This is a genomic window from Pseudomonas sp. FP1742 (genome assembly GCF_030687145.1).
GTDB classification, from domain to species: domain Bacteria; phylum Pseudomonadota; class Gammaproteobacteria; order Pseudomonadales; family Pseudomonadaceae; genus Aquipseudomonas; species Aquipseudomonas frederiksbergensis_D.
On sequence record NZ_CP117460.1, the window covers coordinates 1224434 to 1249159 of the forward strand.

The 24726-nt window shown below is 59.1% G+C and carries 19 protein-coding genes; 11 read left to right on the plus strand and 8 right to left on the minus strand.

Annotated features, from left to right (window positions below; genetic code table 11):
- Positions 1 to 350: 350 nt before the first annotated feature.
- From PSH64_RS05360 to PSH64_RS05370, 3 genes are all read right to left on the minus strand, one after another.
- On the minus strand, positions 351 to 1172 hold the full coding sequence (locus PSH64_RS05360; protein ID WP_305480165.1) for a peptidoglycan DD-metalloendopeptidase family protein: 822 nt from the start codon (positions 1170 to 1172) through the stop codon (positions 351 to 353).
- A 3-nt stretch (positions 1173 to 1175) separates the two neighbouring features.
- A complete protein-coding gene (xseA, locus tag PSH64_RS05365; RefSeq protein WP_305480166.1) occupies positions 1176 to 2555 on the minus strand; it encodes an exodeoxyribonuclease VII large subunit in 1380 nt (459 codons plus the stop codon).
- Between the two features lie 155 nt (positions 2556 to 2710).
- The gene (locus PSH64_RS05370; RefSeq protein WP_305480167.1) at positions 2711 to 3607 is read right to left on the minus strand and encodes a LysR family transcriptional regulator; all 897 of its coding nucleotides are present in this window, start codon (positions 3605 to 3607) and stop codon (positions 2711 to 2713) included.
- Positions 3608 to 3707: 100 nt separating this feature from the next.
- On the opposite strand from PSH64_RS05370, the gene PSH64_RS05375 reads away from it, so the two are divergent.
- From PSH64_RS05375 to guaA, 4 genes are all read left to right on the plus strand, one after another.
- Positions 3708 to 4475: a sulfite exporter TauE/SafE family protein gene (locus tag PSH64_RS05375; RefSeq protein ID WP_105340237.1), complete on the plus strand. Its 768-nt coding sequence runs from the start codon at positions 3708 to 3710 to the stop codon at positions 4473 to 4475.
- Between the two features lie 183 nt (positions 4476 to 4658).
- Complete coding sequence (locus PSH64_RS05380) at positions 4659 to 5207, plus strand: sugar ABC transporter ATPase (RefSeq protein ID WP_305480168.1); 549 nt, start codon at positions 4659 to 4661, stop codon at positions 5205 to 5207.
- 141 nt (positions 5208 to 5348) lie between these two features.
- Complete coding sequence (guaB, locus tag PSH64_RS05385; RefSeq protein ID WP_105340239.1) at positions 5349 to 6818, plus strand: IMP dehydrogenase; 1470 nt, start codon at positions 5349 to 5351, stop codon at positions 6816 to 6818.
- A gap of 99 nt (positions 6819 to 6917) precedes the next feature.
- Positions 6918 to 8495: a glutamine-hydrolyzing GMP synthase gene (gene guaA / locus PSH64_RS05390; protein ID WP_105340240.1), complete on the plus strand. Its 1578-nt coding sequence runs from the start codon at positions 6918 to 6920 to the stop codon at positions 8493 to 8495.
- A gap of 89 nt (positions 8496 to 8584) precedes the next feature.
- Here guaA and PSH64_RS05395 read toward each other — a convergent pair whose 3' ends face one another.
- Positions 8585 to 11632 (minus strand): membrane-targeted effector domain-containing toxin, encoded by a 3048-nt coding sequence (locus tag PSH64_RS05395; RefSeq protein ID WP_305480169.1) that lies wholly within the window; start codon positions 11630 to 11632, stop codon positions 8585 to 8587.
- 99 nt (positions 11633 to 11731) lie between these two features.
- Entirely contained in the window at positions 11732 to 12436 is a 705-nt protein-coding gene (gene treR / locus PSH64_RS05400) for a trehalose operon repressor (RefSeq protein WP_064620099.1), read from the minus strand.
- 236 nt (positions 12437 to 12672) lie between these two features.
- Here treR and treP point away from each other — a divergent pair, with 236 nt between their 5' ends.
- From treP to tadA, 7 genes are all read left to right on the plus strand, one after another.
- Positions 12673 to 14115, plus strand: a complete 1443-nt coding sequence (gene treP, locus PSH64_RS05405; RefSeq protein ID WP_105340242.1) for a PTS system trehalose-specific EIIBC component — start codon at positions 12673 to 12675, stop codon at positions 14113 to 14115.
- A 197-nt stretch (positions 14116 to 14312) separates the two neighbouring features.
- Positions 14313 to 15962: an alpha,alpha-phosphotrehalase gene (gene treC, locus PSH64_RS05410; RefSeq protein WP_305480170.1), complete on the plus strand. Its 1650-nt coding sequence runs from the start codon at positions 14313 to 14315 to the stop codon at positions 15960 to 15962.
- A gap of 93 nt (positions 15963 to 16055) precedes the next feature.
- Entirely contained in the window at positions 16056 to 17279 is a 1224-nt protein-coding gene (locus tag PSH64_RS05415) for a carbohydrate porin (RefSeq protein ID WP_305480171.1), read from the plus strand.
- A 63-nt stretch (positions 17280 to 17342) separates the two neighbouring features.
- The gene (gene ptsP / locus PSH64_RS05420; protein ID WP_305480172.1) at positions 17343 to 19877 is read left to right on the plus strand and encodes a phosphoenolpyruvate--protein phosphotransferase; all 2535 of its coding nucleotides are present in this window, start codon (positions 17343 to 17345) and stop codon (positions 19875 to 19877) included.
- A 2-nt stretch (positions 19878 to 19879) separates the two neighbouring features.
- Entirely contained in the window at positions 19880 to 20167 is a 288-nt protein-coding gene (locus PSH64_RS05425) for a PTS transporter subunit EIIB (RefSeq protein WP_305480173.1), read from the plus strand.
- A 102-nt stretch (positions 20168 to 20269) separates the two neighbouring features.
- Positions 20270 to 21646, plus strand: coding sequence for a multicopper oxidase family protein (locus tag PSH64_RS05430; protein ID WP_105340247.1), 1377 nt, complete (start codon positions 20270 to 20272; stop codon positions 21644 to 21646).
- Complete coding sequence (tadA, locus tag PSH64_RS05435; RefSeq protein WP_105340248.1) at positions 21646 to 22143, plus strand: tRNA adenosine(34) deaminase TadA; 498 nt, start codon at positions 21646 to 21648, stop codon at positions 22141 to 22143. Before PSH64_RS05430 ends, tadA begins: the two co-directional genes overlap by 1 nt.
- A 135-nt stretch (positions 22144 to 22278) precedes the next feature.
- Here tadA and cmoB read toward each other — a convergent pair whose 3' ends face one another.
- The 3 genes from cmoB to PSH64_RS05450 form a co-directional block, all read right to left on the minus strand.
- Complete coding sequence (gene cmoB / locus PSH64_RS05440) at positions 22279 to 23235, minus strand: tRNA 5-methoxyuridine(34)/uridine 5-oxyacetic acid(34) synthase CmoB (protein ID WP_305480174.1); 957 nt, start codon at positions 23233 to 23235, stop codon at positions 22279 to 22281.
- Positions 23232 to 24011, minus strand: a complete 780-nt coding sequence (gene cmoA / locus PSH64_RS05445) for a carboxy-S-adenosyl-L-methionine synthase CmoA (RefSeq protein WP_305480175.1) — start codon at positions 24009 to 24011, stop codon at positions 23232 to 23234. The genes cmoB and cmoA overlap by 4 nt, the downstream gene beginning before the upstream one ends.
- A 161-nt stretch (positions 24012 to 24172) precedes the next feature.
- Complete coding sequence (locus tag PSH64_RS05450; protein WP_305480176.1) at positions 24173 to 24661, minus strand: hypothetical protein; 489 nt, start codon at positions 24659 to 24661, stop codon at positions 24173 to 24175.
- Positions 24662 to 24726 lie beyond the last annotated feature (65 nt).

Consider the following 24726-nt stretch of genomic DNA (forward strand, 5'->3'; position numbering starts at 1 on the left):
GCGGAGCTGAATGAGGGTGTGAGAGGTTTTCATGCCTTCAACCCTAACCGCGGGGGGAAAGGATGGCAAGCGGTCGAAAAACTTTGAGAGGAATACTCGAAAAGCAGGCATTTGCGAGATTTTATTGCTCGTATTGAGCTGGATCGTTTTGTTGTTTGCGCAGTGTCTCGGCCGTGCGCAATCGATAGGAGAGGGGAGGAAGGTTGTCTGCGGGTTTCGGTGATGCTCAGGCCGCCTTCGCGGGCAAGCCCGCTCCCACAGGGTTTTTTGTCGTAGCAAAACCTGGAGTTCAGCCCGCAAACCGTGGGAGCGGGCTTGCCCGCGAAGAGGCCATCAGCCTCGACAACTATTTATGGCTGAAACGCCCCAATAAAAATCGCCGGATCCACCCGCGCATCGTTCAGGCTGACGTTCCAATGCATATGTGGCCCGGTCGCACGGCCAGTTGAGCCGACTTTCCCGACCACCTCACCACGCGCCAGTTGCTGGCCGACTTTCACGTCGATCTTCGACATGTGGCAGAACATACTGATAAAGCCCTGGCCGTGGTCGACGAACACCGTATTGCCGTTGAAGAAGTAATTCCCGATCAGGATCACCTTGCCGGCGGCCGGGGTCTTGATTGGGGTGCCGGCGGGCACGGCGAAGTCGAGGCCGGCGTGGGGGTTGCGTTCTTCGCCATTGAAGAAACGGCGCACGCCGAACTTGCTCGACAGCGGCCCATTGACCGGTTTGTCCAGCAGCAGGTTGCTCGGGGTATTCGGGCTGAAGCTGCGGTAGGCCTGGATCTGCTCGGCTAACTCACCTTCGATGCGCTTGAGATTTTCCGGGTTCGGATTGACCTGCTGCGTATTCTTCAGGGTGATGTGCTGTTCCGGGTATTTCTTGTTGCCGACGGTGAAGTTCAGGTTACGACCGCCGCTGCTAATCGACTGACTGCCCGGTTTGACGGTCAGCGGCACGCCGACAATGGCCAGCCAGTTGTTCTGTTCCTTGACCACCAATACGGGCTTGCCTTGATAACTGGCTTTCGGCGCCTGGGCGGAGTTGCCCAGATCCACCACTGCCACGCCGCCCGGCACTGGTTTGTTCAACAGGCGGGTGATGTAGCTGTCGGCGTGGGCGTTGAAGGTCAGGCACAGCAACAGCAGTGGAGCTAGAAAACGCGGCATGGATCAATCCAGTAAAGAAAGGGTGACGGGCGTCAGGTGATTGTCTTCGACCCGCACTTGCAGTTCGCCGTCGCCGAGTTTGGCTTTCAGGCGCTGGCCGGTGTGGGTTTGCGCGGCACTGCGGATCGCGTTGCCGCGCTCGTCCAGCAGAATGCTGTAGCCCCGGGCGAGGGTCGCCAACGGGCTGACCACATGCAGCGTCTGCATCTGACTTTGCAGTTGCAGGCGACGGGATTTAAGCCCTTCGCGCATGGCCCGGGGCAGGCGCTCGGCGAGGCTGTCGAGGCGCTGGCGAAGCATCGCCAATTGCCGCCCGGGATGTTGCCCGGCGAGGCGGGTTTCCAGACGGATCAAGCGCTCGCGACGGGTATTGAGGCCACGTTCGAAGGCGCGGCGCAGGCGCATGTCCAGATCATCCAGGCGTTGCGCTTGCTGACGCAGGCGTTCGCCGGGATGGCGCAAGCGGCGAGAGATACCTTCCAGACGCAGCCGATCGCGCATCAAGCGGTCACGCATGCGCATCACCAGTCGTCGGTGCAGGCTTTCGACCCGACGCACCAGATCGCTGGAGTCCGGCGCCAGCAGCTCGGCGGCGGCGGACGGCGTGGGCGCGCGAACGTCGGCCACGAAGTCACTGATCGACACGTCGGTTTCATGTCCGACGGCGCTGACGATCGGGGTCACGCAGGCGTCCACGGCGCGGGCCACGGCTTCTTCGTTGAAACACCAGAGGTCTTCCAGCGAGCCGCCGCCACGGGCCAGGATCAACGCATCGAAACCACGGGCGTCCGCCAGTTTCAGCGCACGGACGATCTGCGCGGTGGCTTCGCGGCCTTGTACGGCAGTGGGGATCAGCGTCAGTTGGATCTGCGGTGCACGGCGGCGGAACACGCTGATGATGTCGCGGATCACCGCGCCGGTGGGCGAGCTGATAATGCCGATGCGTTGTGGATGCGCTGGCAGCGGCACTTTTCGCTCGGCACTGAACAGGCCTTCGGCGCTGAGTTTTTCCTTCAATGCATCGAAGGCCAGACGCAGCGCGCCGTCACCGGCCGGCTCCACGGTGTCGAGAATCAGTTGGTAGTCACCACGGCCCTCGAACAGTGAAACCTTGCCGCGAACCTTGACCGCCAGGCCGTCCTTCAGCGCCTGGCGAACCCGCGCGGCGTTCTGCCGGAACAGTGCGCAACGCACCTGGGCGCCGCTGTCCTTGAGGGTGAAATACACATGGCCGGACGCCGGGCGGGCGAGGTTGGAGATCTCGCCCTCGACCCAGATATTACTGAACACGTCTTCGAGCAACACCCGCGCGCGGCCGTTGAGTTGGCTGACAGTCAGGACTTCCCGGTCCAGGCCGAGTCTTGCAAAGGGATCTTTAATCATGGGGCGCAGTTTAAAGGCATTCGGCGATCAATCTCCATGAGTCAGCGTAAATCCCTTGTGGGCGATTCGACTAGCTCGCGAAAGCGGCGTAACAGTCAATGAAGATGTTGAATGTTATGCCCTCTTCGCGAGCAAGCCCGCTCCCACAGGTGTTGCTACGGCAATCGGGTGAAGTGTTCGACGAATTGCTGGACCAGCGCGGTGGGATCTTGCCGGAAGGCGAGGGCGACTGTGCTGTGGCAATCGGGGTCGGCCAAGGGCAGGAAGTGGATGTCGGGTGGCGCAATGTCCTGCATCGACTCCGGCAGCAGGGCGATGCCGAACCCGGCCTGGATCAATTGCAGTTGTGTGGTTTTGCGCGACACCACCCGTGCCGCTTTCGGGAAGAATCCCTGACGCATGCACAGCTCGGCGGACAGATAACTCAACCCGCCACGCTGCGGATGAGGAATGGAGATAAACGCCTCATCCTTCAGTTGCGCCAAGTCGATGCCTGCAGCGGACTTATCCACAGCCAGCCGATGGTTGGGGGGAACGGCCAGCAACAATCGTTCGCGGTACAAAGGAGCAATCTGCACGCCTTCACGTTGGCGCAACACCGGCAGGCGCAGCAATCCGACATCCAGTCGATTGTCGGCCAGTGCTTCAAGTTGCGCTTCGGAAGATAGCTTGACGATGTCCATGGACACGCCGGCATGCTGATCCAGGTAGTCGCTGATGCCGCGCAGCAGGCGACCACTCATGGGTACGGTGCTGGAATGGCTGAGGCGCAAGGTACCCAGTTCTCCATGGCCGACTTGGGTGGCCATCTCGCTGGCCTTGGTCAGTTCGGTCAGCAAGTTTCTGGCTCGCGGCAGGAAGGCTTCCCCGGCCGTTGTCAGTCGCGGCTGACGTGCCGTGCGTTCGAACAAGGGCGTTTGCAGGCGGGTTTCCATGTCCTTGATCTGCCGGCTCAAGGCGGATTGAGCAATGAACAGTCGCTCGGCCGCCGCGCTGAAGCTACCGCTCTCGGCGATTTCCACGAAGTAACGCAATTGGCGAATTGAAAGCACAAGCTATGCCTTTTTGAGATGGGTTGGCGACTTTGAAGATATTAGTCGCAACACCCGGCGCTGGCTAAAGTCATCACAGGAATAAAAGGAAGCCGTGTCGATGAATGTGCTGGAGTTGTTGAGTCAATGGCCGTGGGGGGCAGTGGACTGGCTGGTGATCGGGGTGGGCGTTGCCCTGGCCTACATCGTGTTCGGCATCGCCGGTTTCGGCACCGCACTGGTGGCGGGGCCGGTTCTGATTCTGTTCATGCCGCTGTCGAAAATCGTGCCGTTGCTGGTGTTGCTGGATTTCGTCGCCGCGTTCGGCAATTTGCTGCCTTCACGGCGCAATGTTGAGCGGTCCGAGCTGCTGCGACTGCTGCCGTGCATGGCGGTAGGCTGCACGTTGGGAGTGATTTTTCTGCTGAACCTGAAATCCGATGTATTGCTGCTGTTGATGGGGTTGTTTATCAGTACCTATGCGATTTACAGCCTGTGGATTAAAACCCGTCCGGCGCAATTGTCCGCCGGGTGGGCGGTGCCGATGGGCACGGTGGGTGGAATGTTCGGGGCGCTGTTTGGCAGTGGCGGCTTTTTATATGCAATCTATTTGAACAGTCGGTTGCCGAAGGACGAGGCCCGGGCCACCCAGAGTGCGCTGATCAGTTGCAGCACCGTGGTGCGTTTGAGCCTGTTTGCCATCGCCGGTGTGTATGCCGAGCTACCCTTGATGGTATTGGCGCTGTGTCTGTTGCCGGCGATGGCGCTGGGGTTGTGGATCGGTCGACACTTGACCATGAAATTGTCTCGCGAGGCCTTCGTGCGGCTGGTGACCTGGCTGGTGCTGGCCAGCGGGATTGCCTTGATCGGGCGTTATTTGAGTACTTGACCGGATTTCGTCAGGGATTAAGCTGCCGGCCGCTCTGACGCTATCGCGGGCAAGCCCGCTCCCACAGAGACCTCAGGTGAGCACAAATGTGTTTACGATCGAGATCTTGTGGGAGCGGGCTTGCCCGCGATAGCGTCAGGACGAACACCTCAGAGCATCCATTTGACGCAATAGGCTTGCACCATGAACTCGCAAAGCATCATCGTCCCGAAAATCTCCACGCTGCCGGTACACGAACCCCGGGCCCGGGCGGTCGTGCGTTGGCTGGTGCGCAAGAACATCATTAAAGAAGAACTGACCACCTGTGGTCGCACCGGCAATCGCATGGCCCACGCCATCGCCGACGGCGCCCGCGCCGTGGTCCTGCACCCTGAAGCGCTGCCGTTTGGCGAGCCGATCAATGGCCTGGAAATCATCACCAAGCGCTGCATCTATACACCGGCCAAGGGTTTCCTCGAGGAAGCCGGCTGCGCCGAGTGCCGCAAGGAAATCGGCGAAGCGCTGTTCGAAAGCCTGGAAGACTGGATGCCGGGACGCACCGATAACTTCACCTGCCCTGAATGCGGGCATGAAGACGACATCAACGGCTTTCTGTTTTTGCAGGAATGCGGCTTTTCCAACCTGGGGTTCATCTTCAATAACTGGCTCGAAGCCGGGTTCAAGCAGAGCTTTATCGATGAGTTTGCCGATTGGCTCGATCAGCCCGTGAGTTGGGTCAAGGTCGAACTGTAAATGCCTGCGTCGGTCCCCTTCAGGGGACGTTGTTTCTCCGTATGTCAGTAATGCCAATAATAGACAGAGTTTTACGTTGAACCCGAGGGGGTGTCTGACTATAATGGCGCGCTTCCATTTTCCCGCTCGGGAGCCCCCGCGATGCTGCGTATCAGCCAAGAAGCTCTGACATTCGACGACATTCTCCTAGTGCCCGGTTATTCCGAGGTGCTTCCTAACGAAGTCAGTCTCAAGACCCGCCTTACCCGTGGCATCGAGCTGAATATTCCACTGGTTTCCGCCGCTATGGACACCGTTACTGAAGCCCGTCTGGCAATCGCCATGGCTCAGGAAGGTGGCATCGGCATCATCCACAAGAACATGACCATCGAGCAGCAAGCTGCCGAAGTGCGCAAGGTCAAGCGTTATGAAGCCGGCGTGGTCAAGGACCCGATCACCATCGAGGCCGACGCCACGGTGCGTGAACTGTTCGAACTGACTCGTCTGCACAATATTTCCGGTGTTCCGGTACTGCACGATGGCGACCTGGTCGGCATCGTCACTTCCCGTGACGTGCGCTTCGAAAACCGCATGGACGTCTCCGTCCGTGAAGTGATGACGCCTAAAGAGCGTCTGGTCACGGTCAAGGAAGGCGCCGACAAGAACGATGTGCGTGAATTGCTGCACAAACACCGCATCGAACGCGTGCTGATCGTCGACGACAAGTTCGCCCTCAAAGGCATGATGACCGTCAACGATATCGAAAAAGCCAAGGCTTACCCGCTGGCCAGCAAGGACGATCAAGGTCGTCTGCGCGTTGGCGCCGCGGTCGGCACCGGTAAAGACACTGGTGACCGCGTAGCTGCCCTGGTCCATGCCGGCGTTGACGTGGTGGTGGTCGACACTGCCCACGGCCACTCCAAAGGCGTGATCGACCGCGTTCGCTGGGTCAAACAGAACTTCCCTGAAGTGCAGGTCATCGGCGGCAACATCGCCACCGGCGCTGCCGCCAAGGCCCTGGCCGAAGCTGGCGCTGACGCAGTCAAGGTCGGTATCGGCCCTGGCTCGATCTGCACCACCCGTATCGTCGCCGGTGTCGGCGTCCCGCAAATCAGTGCCATCGCCAACGTTGCCGCCGCCCTTGAAGGCACCGGCGTTCCGTTGATCGCCGACGGCGGCATCCGTTTCTCCGGTGACCTGTCCAAGGCCATCGTGGCCGGTGCCTCCTGCGTGATGATGGGCTCGATGTTCGCCGGTACTGAAGAAGCGCCGGGCGAGATCGAACTGTTCCAGGGCCGTTCGTACAAGGCTTATCGCGGCATGGGTTCGCTGGGCGCCATGTCCCAGGCTCAAGGTTCCTCCGACCGTTACTTCCAGGACTCCTCCGCGGGTGCCGAGAAGCTGGTTCCGGAAGGCATCGAAGGGCGTGTTCCGTACAAGGGCACCCTGAGCGCCATCATCCATCAACTGATGGGCGGCCTGCGTTCCTCGATGGGCTACACCGGCAGCGCCAACATCGAAGAAATGCGCACCAAGCCTGAGTTCGTGCGGATCACCGGCGCCGGTATGGCCGAGTCCCACGTCCACGACGTACAGATCACCAAAGAAGCGCCAAACTACCGCGTAGGTTGAGGCTTCAAGTAAATCGTTAAGCAACCGGGGCTGTTCTATTCAGCCCCGAGTTGTTTCTGAATCACGACTGTTTCTGAATTACTTAGACGAGACTGAATCATGGCCCTCGACATTCACGCTCACCGCATCCTGATCCTCGATTTCGGTTCCCAGTACACCCAACTGATCGCCCGCCGCGTGCGTGAAATCGGCGTTTACTGCGAACTGCATCCGTTCGACATGGACGAGGACGCCATTCGCGAATTCGCTCCAAAAGGCGTGATCCTCGCCGGCGGCCCCGAGTCCGTGCACGAAGCCGACAGCCCTCGCTGCCCACAAGCGGTGTTTGACCTGGGCGTGCCAGTCTTCGGTATCTGCTACGGCATGCAGACCATGGCCGAGCAACTGGGCGGCAAGGTTGAAGGTTCCGACCTGCGTGAGTTCGGTTACGCCCGTGTCGATGTGGTCGGCAAGAGCCGCCTGCTCGACGGCATCGAAGACCATATCGACGCCGATGGCCTGTTCGGCCTCGACGTATGGATGAGCCACGGTGACAAGGTCACCAAGATGCCGGAAGACTTCCACATCCTGGCCAGCACCCCGAGCTGCCCGATCGCCGGCATGTTCAACGATGACCGTGCCTACTACGGCGTGCAGTTCCACCCGGAAGTGACCCACACCAAGCAGGGCGGTCGCATCCTGTCGCGCTTCATCCTCGACATCTGCGGCTGTGAAGCCCTGTGGACGCCATCGAAGATTGCCGAAGACGCCATCGCCCAGGTCCGTGCCCAGGTCGGCACCGACAACGTACTGCTTGGCCTGTCCGGCGGCGTGGACTCCTCGGTAGTTGCCGCGCTGCTGCACAAGGCCATTGGCGATCAGCTGACCTGCGTGTTCGTCGACAACGGCCTGCTGCGTCTGCACGAAGGCGAGCAAGTGATGGCCATGTTCGCCGAGAACATGGGTGTCAAAGTGATCCGCGCCAACGCCGAAGATCAGTTCCTCGGTAACCTGGCGGGTGAGTCGGATCCGGAGAAGAAGCGCAAGATCATCGGTCGTACCTTCATCGACGTGTTCGATGCCGAATCCTGCAAACTGGACAACATCAAGTACCTGGCCCAAGGCACCATCTACCCGGACGTGATCGAGTCGGCTGGCGCGAAAAGCGGCAAGGCGCACGTGATCAAGTCGCACCACAACGTGGGCGGCCTGCCGGAAGAAATGAACCTCAAGCTGGTTGAACCGCTGCGCGAGCTGTTCAAGGACGAAGTGCGTCGTCTGGGCCTGGAACTCGGCCTGCCGTACGACATGGTCTACCGTCACCCGTTCCCGGGCCCGGGCCTGGGCGTGCGGATCCTCGGTGAAGTGAAGAAGGAATACGCCGACCTGCTGCGTCGCGCCGACCACATCTTCATCGAAGAACTGCGCAAGGCCGACTGGTACCACAAAGTCAGCCAGGCCTTCGTGGTGTTCCAGCCGGTGAAATCGGTTGGCGTGGTCGGCGATGGCCGTCGTTACGCCTGGGTCGTTGCCCTGCGTGCCGTGGAAACCATCGACTTCATGACCGCGCGTTGGGCACACCTGCCTTATGAACTGCTGGAAACTGTCAGCGGCCGGATCATCAACGAAATCGAAGGCATCTCCCGCGTCACCTATGACGTGTCGAGCAAGCCGCCAGCGACGATCGAGTGGGAGTGATCCCGGTCTGACTGATCGTCGGTAACAACCGAAAGGCCCCGTGAATGTGAGTTCACGGGGCCTTTCGCGTTTCACGGTGCGGTGTTTTTCTACACTGGCAAGCGTCCTTCGAGTTTCATGCCCATGCCGGTGAGCGCGTGGGAAAGGCTGATCAGGTTGGGGTAAGGTTTTTGATGGATGTCAGTCCAGGCGGGGCGATTGACCAGGTATTGCCCATCGGCCGTTCGTTCAACCAGAGTCTCTGTGATCAGGCCGGTTCTGCTGCGATGGATCAATGTCCAGGTTCCGTCAGATTCCTTGAAAGTGAACATTCCCTGGCGGAACAGCAGTTGAGCGATTTCGTCCGGGGTTCGTTGCAGCATGGGCATCGGTACTTGCAGGCTGATATCGGCATACAAGGTGTCGAAGTCTCCATGATAGTTAACGGGGGGCGGGCTGGCATTGCGGCCCACCTCTATGCCGTGGTCTATCTCTATATGCAGGCTACGCTCGGGAAGCACTTCCTCAATACGCAAACCGATACCGCCATTCATTTCACTGAGGCCGGCAATGCTTCTAAAGGTATTGGTGTTTTCCTGTCCCGTCAGCACGACCCATTTACCTGATCTGCCAAGCGCTTCATTGGCACGCATGATCGTGGTGGTGAGGTAGTTTTTAATGGATTGTTCCTGAACATCAATCAAGGACGATTCTGGATATCGGTAACTTGCCAGACAGTCGGTCGCCTGGATCCGGATACCGTTCTCGCGGGCCGCCTTGACGACTTCAAGAGGGGTGAACTGCCCGGCGGGATCGCTTTGTAACTGTTTCAAATACTTTTCGAGCATGCCGTCCATCGTTGCGCTTCTGCCGAAAATATTCAGGTCCATTTGATTGAAGTCATTGAGCAAGCGATGCATATAGATCGTCTTGACGCCTTGCCTGGCCAACGTCTGCATGTTCTCGATAAGGAACCGCATGCTGGCAATACGATCTTGGCTTTCTCCAATCACCAACCCCGGCGAAGCATCGAATATTTCCTGAATGAGTTCCGGGACAGTCATCGACGGCGTGATGACGGGCTGTACCGGACGTGCCGGTAATGAGGCAAAAAAGTTTTCTTTGGAGAAGAAAGCACGAGCATCTCTCAATAGAGCTGTGCGATGTCCCGCGACGAACTCTTCATAGGGTGTCACCCCTTGTATGCGTCCGTTGGGAAGGTTGATTATTTTTATGTGCGTTTCTTTCTTACCTAGCCCCAGGAAGTTGAGCGACCGCCCATTGGAGGTGTCGTACTTCGTCGAGGGCACGCGAAGTGCTTCCGGTGGTCGGACATGGTCGGGAAAGCGAGAAGGACCCGGAACAGCGGCGAGGTCGTCTTTGCCACCACCCTTCAAACCGGATTTGGGCGTCAACTCCCACTCGCCATCGGCGTTCAAACGCACGGGTATCGATCCTGAGGACGCGTGAGGGTTTGCCGGGTCGATGATGGCCCAGGTGCCACCGCCATTGATGTCGGTTTCGTAACGCACGTAATAGGCTGCGTCGTTCATCATGATGGCAGTCGAGGGGGTGGAGTTGAGCGAGTAGATGCCCTGGAACTTGCCGCTGGTGGCAAGTGGTGCCTCGCTTTCCAGAATCTCGTTGCTTTGCCAGTGCTCCGGTACTTCAAGGTTCTGTGCCGGTGCCGGTTTCAGGGGGATGAACTCTGGAAGTTGAGTGGTTGCGCGCTCTGAACCGTCGGACAACTCCTGTTCTTGCGTACCGATCGGTTCGGCAGGATTGTTGGTCTCCCGCAGCCTGGCCATTTCGGCGGCTTCGGCGGCCTCGGCCGAAGCGCCGACTTCCTCCAGAACATCGACCTCCTTGAGCAGCGGAAGGTTGAACAGAAGGTTAATGCCAGCCAGTACGGCGCCTTTTACGCCGGCCTTGCGCTCCGCCACCGTTTTGCCGTTCACGGCCTTGTCGATGTTCAAGCCCATTGAAGCGATGCTGGCGCCAATCACCGGCAGTGCAATCGGCCAGCCGAGCAGCGCCAGCGGCCCGAAGACGTGCAGGCCGGCGCTCAGGTAACTCAGCCACATGCCTTTACGCAGTTGTCCGTTGGTCACCAGAGACAGATCGGCCTCTTGCGACATTGCGCTCTGCACATTACGGCTCAACCAGGAAAACGCGTCACCGCTGATGGTGATGTTTTTTTGATTGATCAGATGGTGATCGTATTTGCCCCACGTGCCCACCAACTGGTTCATCAGGGGCGTAATGTTGTCGTGGATCTCCTGACGCACCGACAGCGGGAAGTGGGTCATGAATTCGGTATAACGCGCGTCATCATTCATTTGCAGCAGGATCCACCAATGCATGTCCGTCAACGTCGGGTGCACGTGGAACGCTTCTGTGGCCCCCGGGACATAGGTGATTTGCCGTCCGCTACCGTCATCGATACGCAGAATATCCGTGGCGACATGCCCGGCGACGTCCAGGGCGCACACCCGCAGATCGGTTGGTGCAGAGGTTTGCGCACGCAAGGTCTCCAGGGAGATCGGCCAGCATTTGTCAGCGGCGACGGCCCGGATGACGGTCTGAAATTCTTCCTCCTGCAGCGTACCGTTTTCCCGTGCCTCGACGGCTTTACTCAGATAATTGCATTTCGCCAGGGTCCGGTAGTCATCGAAATGCGCGCTCCAGTAGGCGTTCAGCTTGTCCCGATAACGGTCGCTGAAGGTCTCGTGCCAGAAATCCTTGAGCACCGCGCTGGGGTACATCCGGACTTCGTTGGTTTCGTTGTAGATGCTGGCGGTTGCGTCGGCGGTGTAAAACCCGCCGTAACAGTCCAGCTGATCGAAATAGTCCTGATCCGTGACGTAGTACCGATGAATCACCAGCTGCGTCAGAGTCATTGACTGACTGGGTTTAGGGTAATGCTCCCAGCCCAGGAAGGTCTGGGTGCTGCTGGCCGTGACATTGCCAAAGCGATGCCACCAGACCTGATCCGGGTCCAGGCCGGTAATGCCGTGTTTTTTCAGGATTTCGGTGGCCATCACATGGGCTTCTTCGTGCAAATCGGGACAGGCAGTCACGATGACGGGCGCGATGGTCAGAAGGTGTTGTTTGTCTGCGGTATCGGGCAGCGTTTCAGTTGTTTGATCGGTAGGCATGTTCTCGCTCCTTGAGAAATGGGCTGAGAGGATTGCCCATTTGCTCAAGGGAAGTGCACTACATAGTTATGTACAAACACGATTCCGCAACGTGTAGGGTCAGCGCCGTGCCACATCCGAAAAGTAGAACTTGTCGAGGGTATGCCGCGATTCGGTGTACTCGAACTGGCGGCCGTCCTGCAGGAAGGTCTGGTTACTGACCACGATCACATGGCTCTGGCCGTCGAGGTCCAGGTGTTGTTGGTCATCCTTGCTCCGGGGCACCGCTTCGATGGTGCGTTGGGCGTAAGCGATTTGCAGTTGCAGGGTCTGTTCGATGAAGGCGTAGATCGATTGCTCGGCAATGTCGCGGGTCAGGCCGGGAATCACGTCGCTGACGAAATGGTTGATGTCGAGGATCACCCGTTTGCCGTCAATCCGCCGTACACGCTTGATCCGCGTGATCAGGCTGCCTTCTTCTGCCTTGATGTGGTCGAGCAGCGGGCCTTCGAGGGGGATTTGTGTGAACTCGACTACCTCGGTGCTGACGTCGTTGCCCAGACGCGGGTAAGTCTCCTGGAAGCTGACGATGCCGCCCAGCTGGAATTCGATCGGGTTGGTCGACAGCACGAAGGTGCCTTTGCCGTGGACTTTCTGGGCGAAACCGCGCTCCTGCAATTGCTCGATGGCCTTGCGCACGGTGCCGCGACTGGCCTGGTAGCTGTCCATCAATTCGGTTTCGGAAGGCAACCGGGCGCCGCGTTCCAGACGTTCGGTGGTGATGCTGGCAAGCAGATCGCTGTAGATCTGGTTGTATTTACTCATGGGGATGGCTCTGTGCCGCGCTGTGCTCAAGGTTTTGAACCTTAAGGGCAGGGTAGGGGTTTGTCCATGCGGGTTTAGGTTTCTTTGACTTCGGAGGTAGGAAAAATCGCCGTTTGTCGGGTTCAGGATAAACAAAATCAAACTCGTCTGTACGAGTTGTTGCTTTAACTCGTACAGACGAGTACTTTTCGCTTCGGCGTGCTGCCAAAAACAAAAAACTACAGCGGAAGAAAAGCATGAGCCACGATTATCCGAACATCGCCAGCGAGCTGCTGCAAAGCCTCGGTGGCAGCGACAACCTCGAGCAGGCCGCGCACTGCGTCACACGCCTGCGCCTGGCCCTCAAGGACCCGAGCCTGGTCGACAGCGCAACGCTGAATCAGATTGATCTTGTGAAAGGTTCGTTCTTCACCGGTGGGCTGTTCCAGGTGGTCATCGGCCCCGGCGAAGTTGAAAAGGTGTACGCCGAACTGCGCCGTCAAACCGGTCTGGCGGCTGCAACCATCGCCGACGTTAAACAAAAAAGCGCCGACAAGATAAACGCCATGCAGCGTCTGGTGCGGGTGTTCTCCGACGTGTTCATGCCGATCCTGCCGGCGTTGATCATTGCGGGGCTGTTGATGGGCATCAACAACCTGATTGGCGCCAAGGGCATGTTCATCGAAGGCCGGACCCTGCTGGACGCCTACCCGAAACTTGACGGGCTCTGGAGCCTGATCAACCTGATGGCCAACACCTCGTTTGTATTCCTGCCGGCGCTGGTGGGCTGGTCGGCGGCCAAGCGGTTTGGTGGCAGCGAAATCCTTGGCATCGTGCTCGGCCTGATGCTGGTGCATCCGGACCTGCTCAACGCCTGGAACTACGGCAAGGCAGTCGCAGGTCTCGACGGCCAGAGCCTGCCGTACTTCGACATCCTAGGTTTGTTCCAGATCGAAAAGGTCGGCTATCAGGGGCAGATCCTGCCGATCCTGCTGGCGGCCTACGTGATGAGCGTCATCGAAAAATGGTTGCGGGCGCGGGTGCCGAACGCGGTGCAATTGCTGGTGGTGCCGATCACCACCATCGTGGTCACCGGCGTGCTGGCACTGGCCGTGATCGGCCCGGTGACCCGGCATCTGGGGATTCTCATCACCGAAGGCGTCGTCACTCTGTTCGACCTGGCGCCCATGGTCGGTGGCGCGATTTTCGGTCTGCTCTACGCACCACTGGTGATCACCGGCATGCACCACATGTTTCTCGCGGTCGACTTGCAACTGATCTCCACCCAGGGCGGTACCTTCATCTGGCCGATGATCGTCATGTCCAACCTCGCCCAAGGCAGCGCGGCACTGGCGGTGTTCTACATGACCCGCAGTGTGCGGGACAAAAGCATGGCCTCGACCTCGGCAATTTCTGCCTACTTCGGCATCACCGAACCGGCGATGTTCGGGGTCAACCTGCGCTACAAGTTTCCGTTCTATGCCGCCCTGATCGGTTCGGCCCTGGGCTGCATCTTCCTGTCGCTGAACAAGGTCCAGGCTTCGGCAATCGGCGTCGGTGGCTTGCCCGGTTTCATCTCGATCATCCCGCAGTTCATCCCGATGTTCGTGGTCGGGATGGTGATTGCCATGGTCGTGCCGTTTGTTTTGACCTGCGGGTTGAGCATGAAGATTGTCCGGCCCGGGTATCGGGTCGCCTGATAGATCGCTGTGGCGAGGGGGCTTGCCCCCGTTCGGCTGCGCAGCAGTCGTAGAACCTGCAAATGCGGTGTGCCCTGATGCAATGACGTTGCAGATTTTCAGGGCCGCCGCGCGACCGAACGGGGCGATGCGGCGTTCCGACAAGCCCCCTCGCCACAAAAAATGGCCAGTACAAAACTTACTGAAGGAACCCCGCCATGCAAGACTGGCAACGTTCGGTGATCTACCAGATCTACCCGAAGAGTTTTCACAGCCACGCCGGCAACCCCACGGGGGATTTGCTCGGCGTCGTGGCCAAGCTCGATTACCTGCACTGGCTGGGTGTCGATTGCCTGTGGATCACACCATTCCTGCGTTCGCCCCAACGCGACAACGGCTACGACATCAGCGATTACTACGCCATCGACCCGAGCTACGGAACCATGGCCGACTGCGAGTTGTTGATCGCCGAGGCCGGCAAACGCGGGATCAAGTTGATGCTCGATATCGTGGTCAACCACACCTCGATCGAACACACCTGGTTCCAGCAGGCCCGCAGCAGCCTCGATAACCCTTATCGCGATTTCTACATCTGGCGCGACCAGCCGAACAATTGGGAGTCCAAGTTCGGCGGTTCAGCCTGGGAGTACGAAGCCCAGACCGGTCAGTACTACCTGCACTTGTTCGACCACACGCAGGCCGACCTGAACTGGGACAACCCCAAGGTGCGCGCTGAAGTCTTCAAGATGATGCGGTTCTGGCGCGACAAAGGCGTGGGCGGTTTCCGTCTGGATGTGATCAACCTGATTTCCAAACCGGCGGATTTCCCTGAGGACAACACTGACGGTCGACGCTTTTACACCGATGGCCCGAACGTCCACGAGTACTTGCAGCAGATGCACCGCGAAGTGTTCGAAGGTCATGACCTGATCAACGTCGGCGAGATGTCGTCCACCAGTCTGGAACACTGCATTCGTTACTCGCGGCCGGAGTCGAAAGAGCTGTCGATGACCTTCAACTTTCATCACTTGAAGGTTGATTACCCGAACCTGCAGAAGTGGATCCGCGCTGATTTCGATTTCCTCGAGCTCAAGCGCATCCTCTCCGACTGGCAGACCGGCATGCAGGCCGGCGGTGGCTGGAACGCGCTGTTCTGGTGTAACCACGACCAGCCACGGGTGGTCTCGCGCTTTGGTCATGAGGGCGAGCATCGGGTGGTGTCGGCGAAGATGCTCGGCACTGCACTGCATTTCTTGCAGGGCACGCCGTTCGTATATCAGGGCGAAGAACTGGGCATGACCAATCCGGGGTTCGATCACATCGATCAGTACCGTGATGTCGAAACCCTGAACATCTTCCGGCTCAAGCGTGAGGCTGGTGCAAGCGACGCCGACAACATGGCGGCGATCATGCAGAAGTCCCGGGACAACGGTCGCACGCCCATGCACTGGAACGCCGAGCCGAACGCCGGTTTCAGCGTTGGCGAACCCTGGATCGGCGTGCCCGCCAACGCGGCGCAAATCAATGTCGCCAACCAACTCGACGATCCGGATTCGGTACTGCATCACTATCGTCAACTGATTGCCCTGCGCCGCAGGGAAACGTTGATGTCCGACGGCGTGTACCGGCAATTGTTGCCTGAACACCCGCAAATCTGGGCGTATGTGCGTGAAGGCGATGGCGAGCGTTTGCTGGTGCTGAACAATTTCTATGGCACGCCATGCGAAGTCGAACTGCCACCAGAGGTGATCAGCAAAGCGATGGCGCAACGTGTGGTGATCAGCAATTACCCGGACTGTCCGCCACGAAATCGACAGGTGTTTCTACGGCCCTATGAGTCGTTCGTCCTGCACCTGAGCAACATTTAAAAACACTGTTTCAAACAGCACGCAGAACACTGCGCGGGGGATTTTTGCGCGCCGGTTTTGCTGCATCACACAATAAAAATAATGGGGTGGCTCTTGAAAATAACAATAAATCGCAGCCTTGTAGCGGCGGGCGTGTGCCTGGCATTACCACTGTCAGCCCAGGCGCTGGAATTCGCCGGTTACTTGCGCAGCGGCGTCGGGACCTCGGTCAACAACGGTAAACAGCAGTGTTTCCAGCTGCCGGGAGCGCAGACCAAATACCGCTTGGGTAACGAATGTGAGCAGTACGCCGAACTTGAATTGCGCCAGGATCTGTACACCCTGGACGATGGTTCGGTGCTCAGCGTCGACGGCATGGCATCGCTGTATAACCAGTACGACAAGGACCTGACGTTCAACGGTGACAACGGCTCGGTGCGCATGCCGCAGATGTACGCGCAATGGTCGAACATGCCCAGCCTCAATGGCGGCTCGTTGTGGGCCGGTCGGCGTTACTACAAACGCAACGATATCCACATTTCCGACTTCTACTACTGGAACCAGAGCGCCACCGGTGGCGGTATCGAAGATGTGCTGATCGGTGATCTGAAGTACAGCTACGCCTTCTCGCGCAAGGACAACCTGTACCAGAAGGACTACATCAACCGTCACGATTTCAACGTCGCCGGCTTCAATACCAACCTGGGCGGTGAACTGGAATTCGGACTGAGCTACATCGACAAACCCGATAGCCGTGACGCTCATCGTGGTTGGGCGATCACCACCCAGCATGTGCAGAAGGGCTTTCTGGGCGGCAAGAACAAACTGGCCTTTCAGTACGGCGAAGGCCCCGGCACCGGGCTGGGCTATACCGGTAACGTGAAGCTGGACGACAGCAGCAAAAGCTACCGGTTGGTGGAGTTCTTCGACTGGCAAGTGACACCGCGTTTCGGCGGGCAGGTCGAGGCGGTCTATCAGAAGGACATTCGCCCCGACGGCGCAGACCAGAACTGGATTTCCCTCGGGATTCGCCCAGCCTATGCGATTACCGAGCAAATCAAACTGGTGACCGAGCTGGGCCACGATCAGGTCGAGGCCACAGGCGGCACGCGCAAACTGAGCAAGTTCACCGTCGCTCCGACCTGGTCACCCAAGGGCCCGGAATTCTGGGCGCGTCCCGAGGTGCGTCTGTATTACACCTATGCCAGCTGGAACGAGGCAGCCAAACGGGCGGCCAATGAACTGGCTGCAGGTTCGGCGTTATCCGACACCGGCGCCTTCGGCACCGCGCGACACGGCTCGAACGTCGGATTGCAGGTCGAGTATTGGTGGAAATAAGCGATGCTGTCGGAGCCTCGCGCTCCATCGGCACTTCAAAGAACAAAAACAGCAGGTGACGTCATGGCCATACCCCAACAATTGCAACTGCTGGCACCTTTGTCCGGTGTGCTTATGCCGCTGGACCAGGTGCCCGATCAGGTGTTTTCCAGTCGCGTGATCGGCGACGGTCTGTGCATCGACCCGACCTCGTCCACCTTGTGCGCACCGCTGGCCGGGGTGATCAGCAATGTGCAGGCCAGCGGGCACGCCGTCAGCATCACCGACGACAATGGTGTGCAGGTATTGATGCATATCGGCCTCGACACCGTGAACCTGGCCGGCAAGGGTTTCACCCGGTCGGTGGAGGAAGGTCAGCGGGTTGAGGTGGGGCAGGCGCTGATCGAGTTCGATGCCGATTACATTGCCTTGAACGCCCGCAGTTTGTTGACCTTGATGCTGGTGGTCAGCGGCGAGCCGTTTACCTGGCTGGCCCCTGAAACGGGGGTGGTGCAAAGCGGTCAGCCGTTGCTGAGTTTGAATCCATCGGAAGTGACGGTCGATGAACCAGGCTTGGAGGAAGGCGACGCGCTGTTCTCCAAACCGGTGAAACTGCCCAATTCCAACGGCTTGCACGCGCGCCCCGCGGCAGTGTTTGCCCAAGCGGCGAAAGGCTTTTCAGCGAGCATTTGTCTGCATAAACAGCAGGACAGCGCGAACGCCAAATCCCTGGTGGCGATCATGGCTTTGCAGACTGCCCATGGTGACGTCCTGCAGGTCAGCGCGGCGGGCGCGGATGCCGAAATGGCGATCAAGACGCTGGTGGAGTTGCTGGCTAGTGGTTGCGGGGAAGTCGTGACGGTGATGGCAGAGGTTGAGACAGTCGCCGCTGAGGCCTCATCGCTAACGGTGCTGCGCGGCGTTTGTGCATCGCCGGGGTCGGCATTTGGCCAAGTGGTGCAGATTGCCGAGCAGACCCTCGAGGTGAATGAATCAGGCGTTGGTCCTCAGGTTGAGCGTGAGCACCTGTCCCGAGCGTTGGCGACGGCGGTTCTGGCCCTGCAGCAGTTGCGGGACACTGCCACGGGGGACGCCCAGGCCGACATCTTCAAGGCGCATCAGGAGCTGCTCGAAGACCCCAGCCTGCTGGATCAGGCCCTGGCATTGATCGACGCTGGCAAAAGCGCCGCTTACGCCTGGCGGGCGGCCACCGAGTCGACGGCGGCCTTGTTCAAAAGCCTGGGCAATGCCTTGCTGGCCGAACGAGCGGCGGATTTGGCCGACGTTGGTCAACGGGTACTCAAGTCGATTCTCGGTGTAGAAGATCGTGCGATGGAGTTGCCGGAAGGGGCGATTCTGATTGCCGAGCAGCTGACGCCTTCCCAGACGGCTGGCCTGGACCCGTGCAAGGTGCTGGGGTTCGCGACGGTCGGCGGTGGTGCCACCAGCCACGTGGCGATTCTGGCCCGGGCCTTTGGCTTGCCGGCGATCTGCGGTTTGCCGGTTCAGGTAGTGGCATTGGCCAATGGCACCCGGGTTTTGCTCGATGCCGACAAGGGCGAGTTGCAGCTCGATCCGGAACTGGCCGCCATTGAGCAGTTGCAAGTTCATCGTCAGCGGCAAAAGAAACGCCAGCAACACGAGTTGGCAAACGCAGGGCTGGCCGCCCGTACCCGCGATGGGCATCACGTTGAAATCACTGCCAATATCGCTTCGCTGGCCGAAGCCGAACAGGCCATGGCGCTGGGTGGCGAGGGCGTCGGTCTGTTGCGTTCGGAGTTTCTTTATCTGGATCGCAATCACGCGCCGAGCCATGACGAGCAGGCCTGCACCTACAGCGCCATCGCCCGCGCCCTGGGCCCGGCGCGCAGTCTGGTGGTGCGCACCCTGGATGTCGGCGGTGACAAACCGTTGGCCTACGTGCCGATGGAGCGCGAAACCAACCCGTTCCTGGGCATGCGCGGCATTCGTTTGTGCCTGGAGCGTCCGCAGTTGTTGCGCGATCAGTTCAAGGCGATTTTGAGCAGCGCCGGGCTGGCTCGCCTGCACATCATGCTGCCGATGGTCACGCAGTTGTCGGAGTTGCGGCTGGCCCGTCAGCTGCTTGAAGAGGAAGCGCTGGCAGCAGGGCTCATGGAACTGCCGAAACTGGGGATCATGATCGAAGTTCCGGCAGCGGCGCTGATGGCGGATCTGTTTGCGCCCGAGGTGGATTTCTTCTCCATCGGCACCAACGATCTCACCCAATACACCCTGGCCATGGACCGCGATCACCCACGGCTGGCCAGTCAGGCCGACAGTTTTCATCCCTCGGTGCTGCGCTTGATCGCCAGCACGGTGAAAGCCGCCCATGCCCATGGCAAATGGGTCGGTGTATGCGGCGCTCTGGCTTCGGAAAACCTGGCGGTGCCGCTGTTACTGGGGCTTGGCGTGGATGAGTTGTCGGTGAGCGTGCCGCTGATTCCGGCGATCAAGGCGGCGGTTCGCGAAGTGGACCTGCTGGACTGTCAGGCCATCGCCCAGCAAGTGCTGGGGCTGGAAAGTGCCGGGCAGGTACGCGAGGCATTGCGCCTGCACCACGAGGCCACGGTAGATACTTCACTGGTTCTGGAGAACTGAGCATGTTCGAGAAAATGCAGCGGGCGTTCTGGAAAGCGTTGACCCCGGATCTGGTGGTGGATGAGCCGAAGGTGGTGGCTCAAGCCGTTTCTGGCCTGGCACCGAAAGTCGTGGCCGCGTTGGGCGGTGTGGATAACCTCAAATCCCATCAGCCGGTGGCGCTGACGCGAATGCGGGTGGAGTTACGGGATGTGGCGCGGATGGATCGGCAGGCGTTGATGGCAGCGGGGGTGCCTGGGGTCATGACGCTGGACGGTGGAGTGGTGCATTTGCTCACCGGTCTTCAGTGATCGTTCCCACGGGTTGCCCTTACTGTTTCTCATCCGCAGGTGTATCGTATTCGCCTTTTGCAGGCTCCGCGCCTGTGGTTGATACGTGAGGTAGTTGAGTTCATGTCCTTTACCCGTCGCCAAATCCTCGGTGGCCTGGCCGGTCTTGTTGTCGTTGGTGTCGGAGCCGGTGGCGCGTCGCGTTACTGGCTGGGCAAGATGGCCGACGCTGAGGCCGGTCACGACTATGAGCTGATCGCCGCCCCGCTGGACGTCGAACTGGTGGCCGGGCACAAGACCGAGGCTTGGGCGTTCGGCCCATCGGCTCCGGGCACTGAATTGCGTGTGCGTCAGGGCGAATGGCTGCGGGTGCGCTTCATCAACCATCTGCCGGTGGCGACCACCATTCACTGGCACGGTATCCGCCTGCCGCTGGAAATGGACGGCGTGCCGTATGTCTCGCAATTGCCGGTGCTGCCGGGCGAGTACTTCGACTACAAATTCCGCGTGCCCGACGCCGGCAGCTATTGGTATCACCCGCACGTGAACAGCAGCGAGGAGCTCGGTCGCGGGCTGGTCGGCCCGCTGATCATCGAAGAGCGTGAGCCCACCGGTTTCAAGTACGAAAAGACCTTGAGCCTCAAGAGCTGGCATGTCGATGAAGTCGGTGCTTTCGTGCCGTTCAGCATTCCTCGTGAAGCGGCCCGTGGCGGTACGGCGGGGGGGCTGTCGACCATCAATGGTGTGTCGCAGGCGGTGATTGAGTTGCCCGCCGGGCAGATCACCCGCGTACGCCTGCTCAACCTCGACAACACGCTGACTTATCGCCTTAATATTCCCGGTGTCGAAGCGCAGATCTACGCGCTGGACGGCAACCCGATTGAACCGCGCCCATTGGGCAAGGAATACTGGCTCGGCCCCGGCATGCGCATTTGCCTGGCGATCAAGGCGCCGCCGGCCGGCGAAGAATTGTCCCTGCGCAACGGCCCGGTACGCCTGGGCACCTTGCGCTCGGTGGCCAATACCGACGCGCCGACCGAGTGGCCGCCGGCGCTGCCTGCCAACCCGGTGGCCGAGCCGGACCTGGCCAATGCCGAGAAACTCAACTTCAATTTCGAATGGGTGGGTTCGGTGTCGGTCAACGTAGATAACGGCAAGCCGCCCAGCCTGTGGCAGATCAACGGCAAGGCTTGGGATATCACCGACAAGACCTGCGCCGATCGACCGATCGCCAGGCTCGAAAAGGGCAAAAGCTATATTTTCGAATTGAAAAACATGACTCAATATCAGCACCCGATCCACTTGCATGGCATGAGTTTCAAAGTCATTGCCTCGAACCGGCACAAGGTTATCCCGTACTTTACCGACACTTACCTGTTGGGCAAGAACGAGCGCGCGCAAGTGGCGCTGGTGGCGGATAACCCCGGCGTCTGGATGTTCCACTGCCATGTGATCGACCATATGGAAACCGGCCTGATGGCCGCCATCGAGGTGGCGTGATGCGCCAGATACGCCCCGCAGCGATTATCGACCGCAGCCGTGATCGTGATTTCATGCGCGAAGCCCTGGCCCTTGCCGCCCAAGGCGCGGCGCTGGGTGAAGTGCCGGTGGGCGCGGTGCTGGTGCAGGACGGTGAAATCATCGGGCGCGGTTTCAATTGCCCGATCAGCGGCAACGACCCCAGCGCCCACGCCGAAATGGTCGCGATCCGCGCCGCCGCCCAGGCCGCCAGCAACTACCGCCTGCCGGGCAGTACGCTCTACGTGACTCTGGAGCCGTGCAGCATGTGCGCCGGGCTGATCGTGCATTCGCGAATTGCACGGGTGGTGTATGGCGCGCTGGAGCCCAAGGCCGGGATTGTGCAGAGCCAGGGGCAGTTTTTTACCCAGGGCTTTCTCAATCATCGGGTGGTGTATGAGGGGGGGGTGTTGGCGGAGGAATGCGGCGCGGTGTTGAGCGAGTTTTTCAAGGCCCGTAGAGCAAAATCCGCAGACTGAACACCGAAACCCATGTGGGAGCGGGCTTGCTCGCGAATGCGGTGGATCAATCAACATTTCTGTTGAATGTTAAACCGTATTCGCGAGCAAGCCCGCTCCCACATGGGGATCTCCATTGGTAGGGCTATCGGTGGTTTACTTGCGAGCGACAATTACGGCACGCATCGGCGCCGGCAGCCCTTCAACCGTTTTGCTGTGATCATCCGGATCCAGGAAGTCGCTCAACGATTGATACTTCATCCACTCCGTCCCGCGTTGTTCCTCGACCGTGGTCACACTGACATCCACGCAACGCACGTCGCTGAACCCGGCACGGCGCAGCCACAGTTCCAGCGCTGGCACCGACGGCAGGAACCACACGTTACGCATCTGCGCATATCGGTCTTCCGGCACCAACACCTGCTGCTGATCGCCCTCGATCACCAGCGTCTCCAGCACCAGTTCACCGCCCTTGACCAGGCAATCCTTCAGCGCCAGCAAATGCTCGATCGGCGAGCGGCGGTGGTAAAACACGCCCATGGAAAACACGGTGTCGAACCCTTCCAGATTCGGCGGCAGGTCTTCGAAAGGGAATGGCAAGTGCCAGGCATTGGGCTCGGACAGGTAACGCTGTACGGCCTGGAACTGGCAGAAGAACAGCCAGTTCGGATCGACACCAATTACGCTGTCTGCACCGGCGCCGAGCATACGCCACATGTAATAGCCGTTGCCGCAGCCGACATCGAGGATGCGTTTGCCCTTCAGGTCCAGATGTGGAGCCACCCGGGACCACTTCCAGTCCGAGCGCCATTCGGTGTCGACATGCACGCCGAACAGGTCAAACGGCCCTTTACGCCAAGGTGACAAACCCATCAGCGCGGTGCGCATTTGCGCGCGGGTTTCATCGTCGCAATCGGTTTCCAGCTTAAGGCCGTTCAACAAGTCGACTTCGCTCGGCTGGATCTTCGGCAACGCATCCAGTGCGCTCTGCCAGCGCTCCAGGTCGCCGTGACCTTTTTCCATTTTCTTGTCGAGTTGCACTTGCAGGGTGTTGGCCCATTCGGCCAGCGGAGTGCCGGCCAGACGGCGGGCGAGGGGGGACAGATCAATCATGGCAAGGCAATCAACGAGGCAAAGTTAAGACACTGGAACCACGGCACGACTTTCGAGAACCCGGCGGCCAACAGGCGCTCGCGGTGTTCTTCGAGGCTGTCGGGCTTCATGACGTTTTCGATGGCGCTGCGCTTCTGGGCGATTTCCAGTTCGCTGTAGCCGTTGGCGCGTTTGAAGGCCACGTGCAGGTCGGTGAGCAGCGCATGTTCTTCGGGATCGTTGAAGCGCAGCTTCTCCGAAAGAATCAGCGCGCCACCGGGCAACAACGATTGGTGGATGCGTGCGAGCAGCGAGGTGCGCTGGTCCGGGGCGATGAATTGCAGGGTGAAGTTCAGTGCCACCACCGAGGCTGGCTGAAATTCCAGGGCAAGGATGTCGCCTTCGATCACTTCCACCGGCAGCAACTCCTGGAACATCGAGTCCTGGCCGTTGAGGTATTCGCGGCAACGCTCGACCATGGCCGCGGAGTTATCCACAGCAATGACCCGGCAACCGTCGGTGCGCACGTGGCGGCGCAAGGCCTGGGTCACGGCGCCCAAAGACGAGCCCAAATCGTAGAGCACACTGTTGGGCTGGGCGAACTGCGCGGCGAGCACGCCGAGGTTTTCAACGATGGTCGGATAACCCGGCACCGAGCGCTTGATCATGTCCGGGAACACCCGCACCACGTCCTCGTTAAAGGCGAAGTCAGGCACCTGGGCCAAAGGCTGGGCGAAAAGGCGATCGGATTCTTTGCTCACGGCGGTTCCAACGGCGTAGGTGGAAAAGGCCGGCATTTTAGCCAAATTGACGGGGGGATGCGCGGGTTGTCTGATAAAGCGTGAGGGAGGTGTGGCGGGAGTTCTGTTTTACAAATCAAGGAGCAGAGCACAGAGATGAGGCGCTGACTGGTGAGTGAATGGCCAAACCCCGAAAACGAGGTTTGGCCATTGATGGTTTAGCGTGACTCCATCAACACGATATAAGTAGATTTTCCGGAAATCTTGAGTTCTTTATTTCGCTCGTTTACGCCTTTAAAATCAAACCCGATCTGATAATGCAACTTTTCTCCGGTATTTTCGATTGCCTCCACGGTGAAGGATCCATTTTGGGGTTTATACTGAAAAGATGTAGTGAAGCCAGGAATTGTTCCGAATTCAAAATAGTAAGCGCTTTCGAAGGGAAAGTCTGGATCGGTAACCGAATATGTGCCGGACTTGATGTTTTTATCAAATATAAGCACTAGCCCTTTTTTGTTTCTGTGCGAGTAGTCTTGGGTATTAGCCCGACTGACCAAAGCGATCAAGTTGCTGTTCACATCGGCCTCAAATTCAACAATTTGGGTCTCGAAATCTACACGATTGGAAACCGTGGCCACAGTTTTTGCGCTGACGGTAATAATGGGCTCTAAACCAGCAATAGCATTTTTGCTTTTAAAAAAACTCATGATGTTCTTCCTTGGATAACATTCGTGGTGGGGTGAAGCCACTGAAATATTAAGTAGGTGGGAAG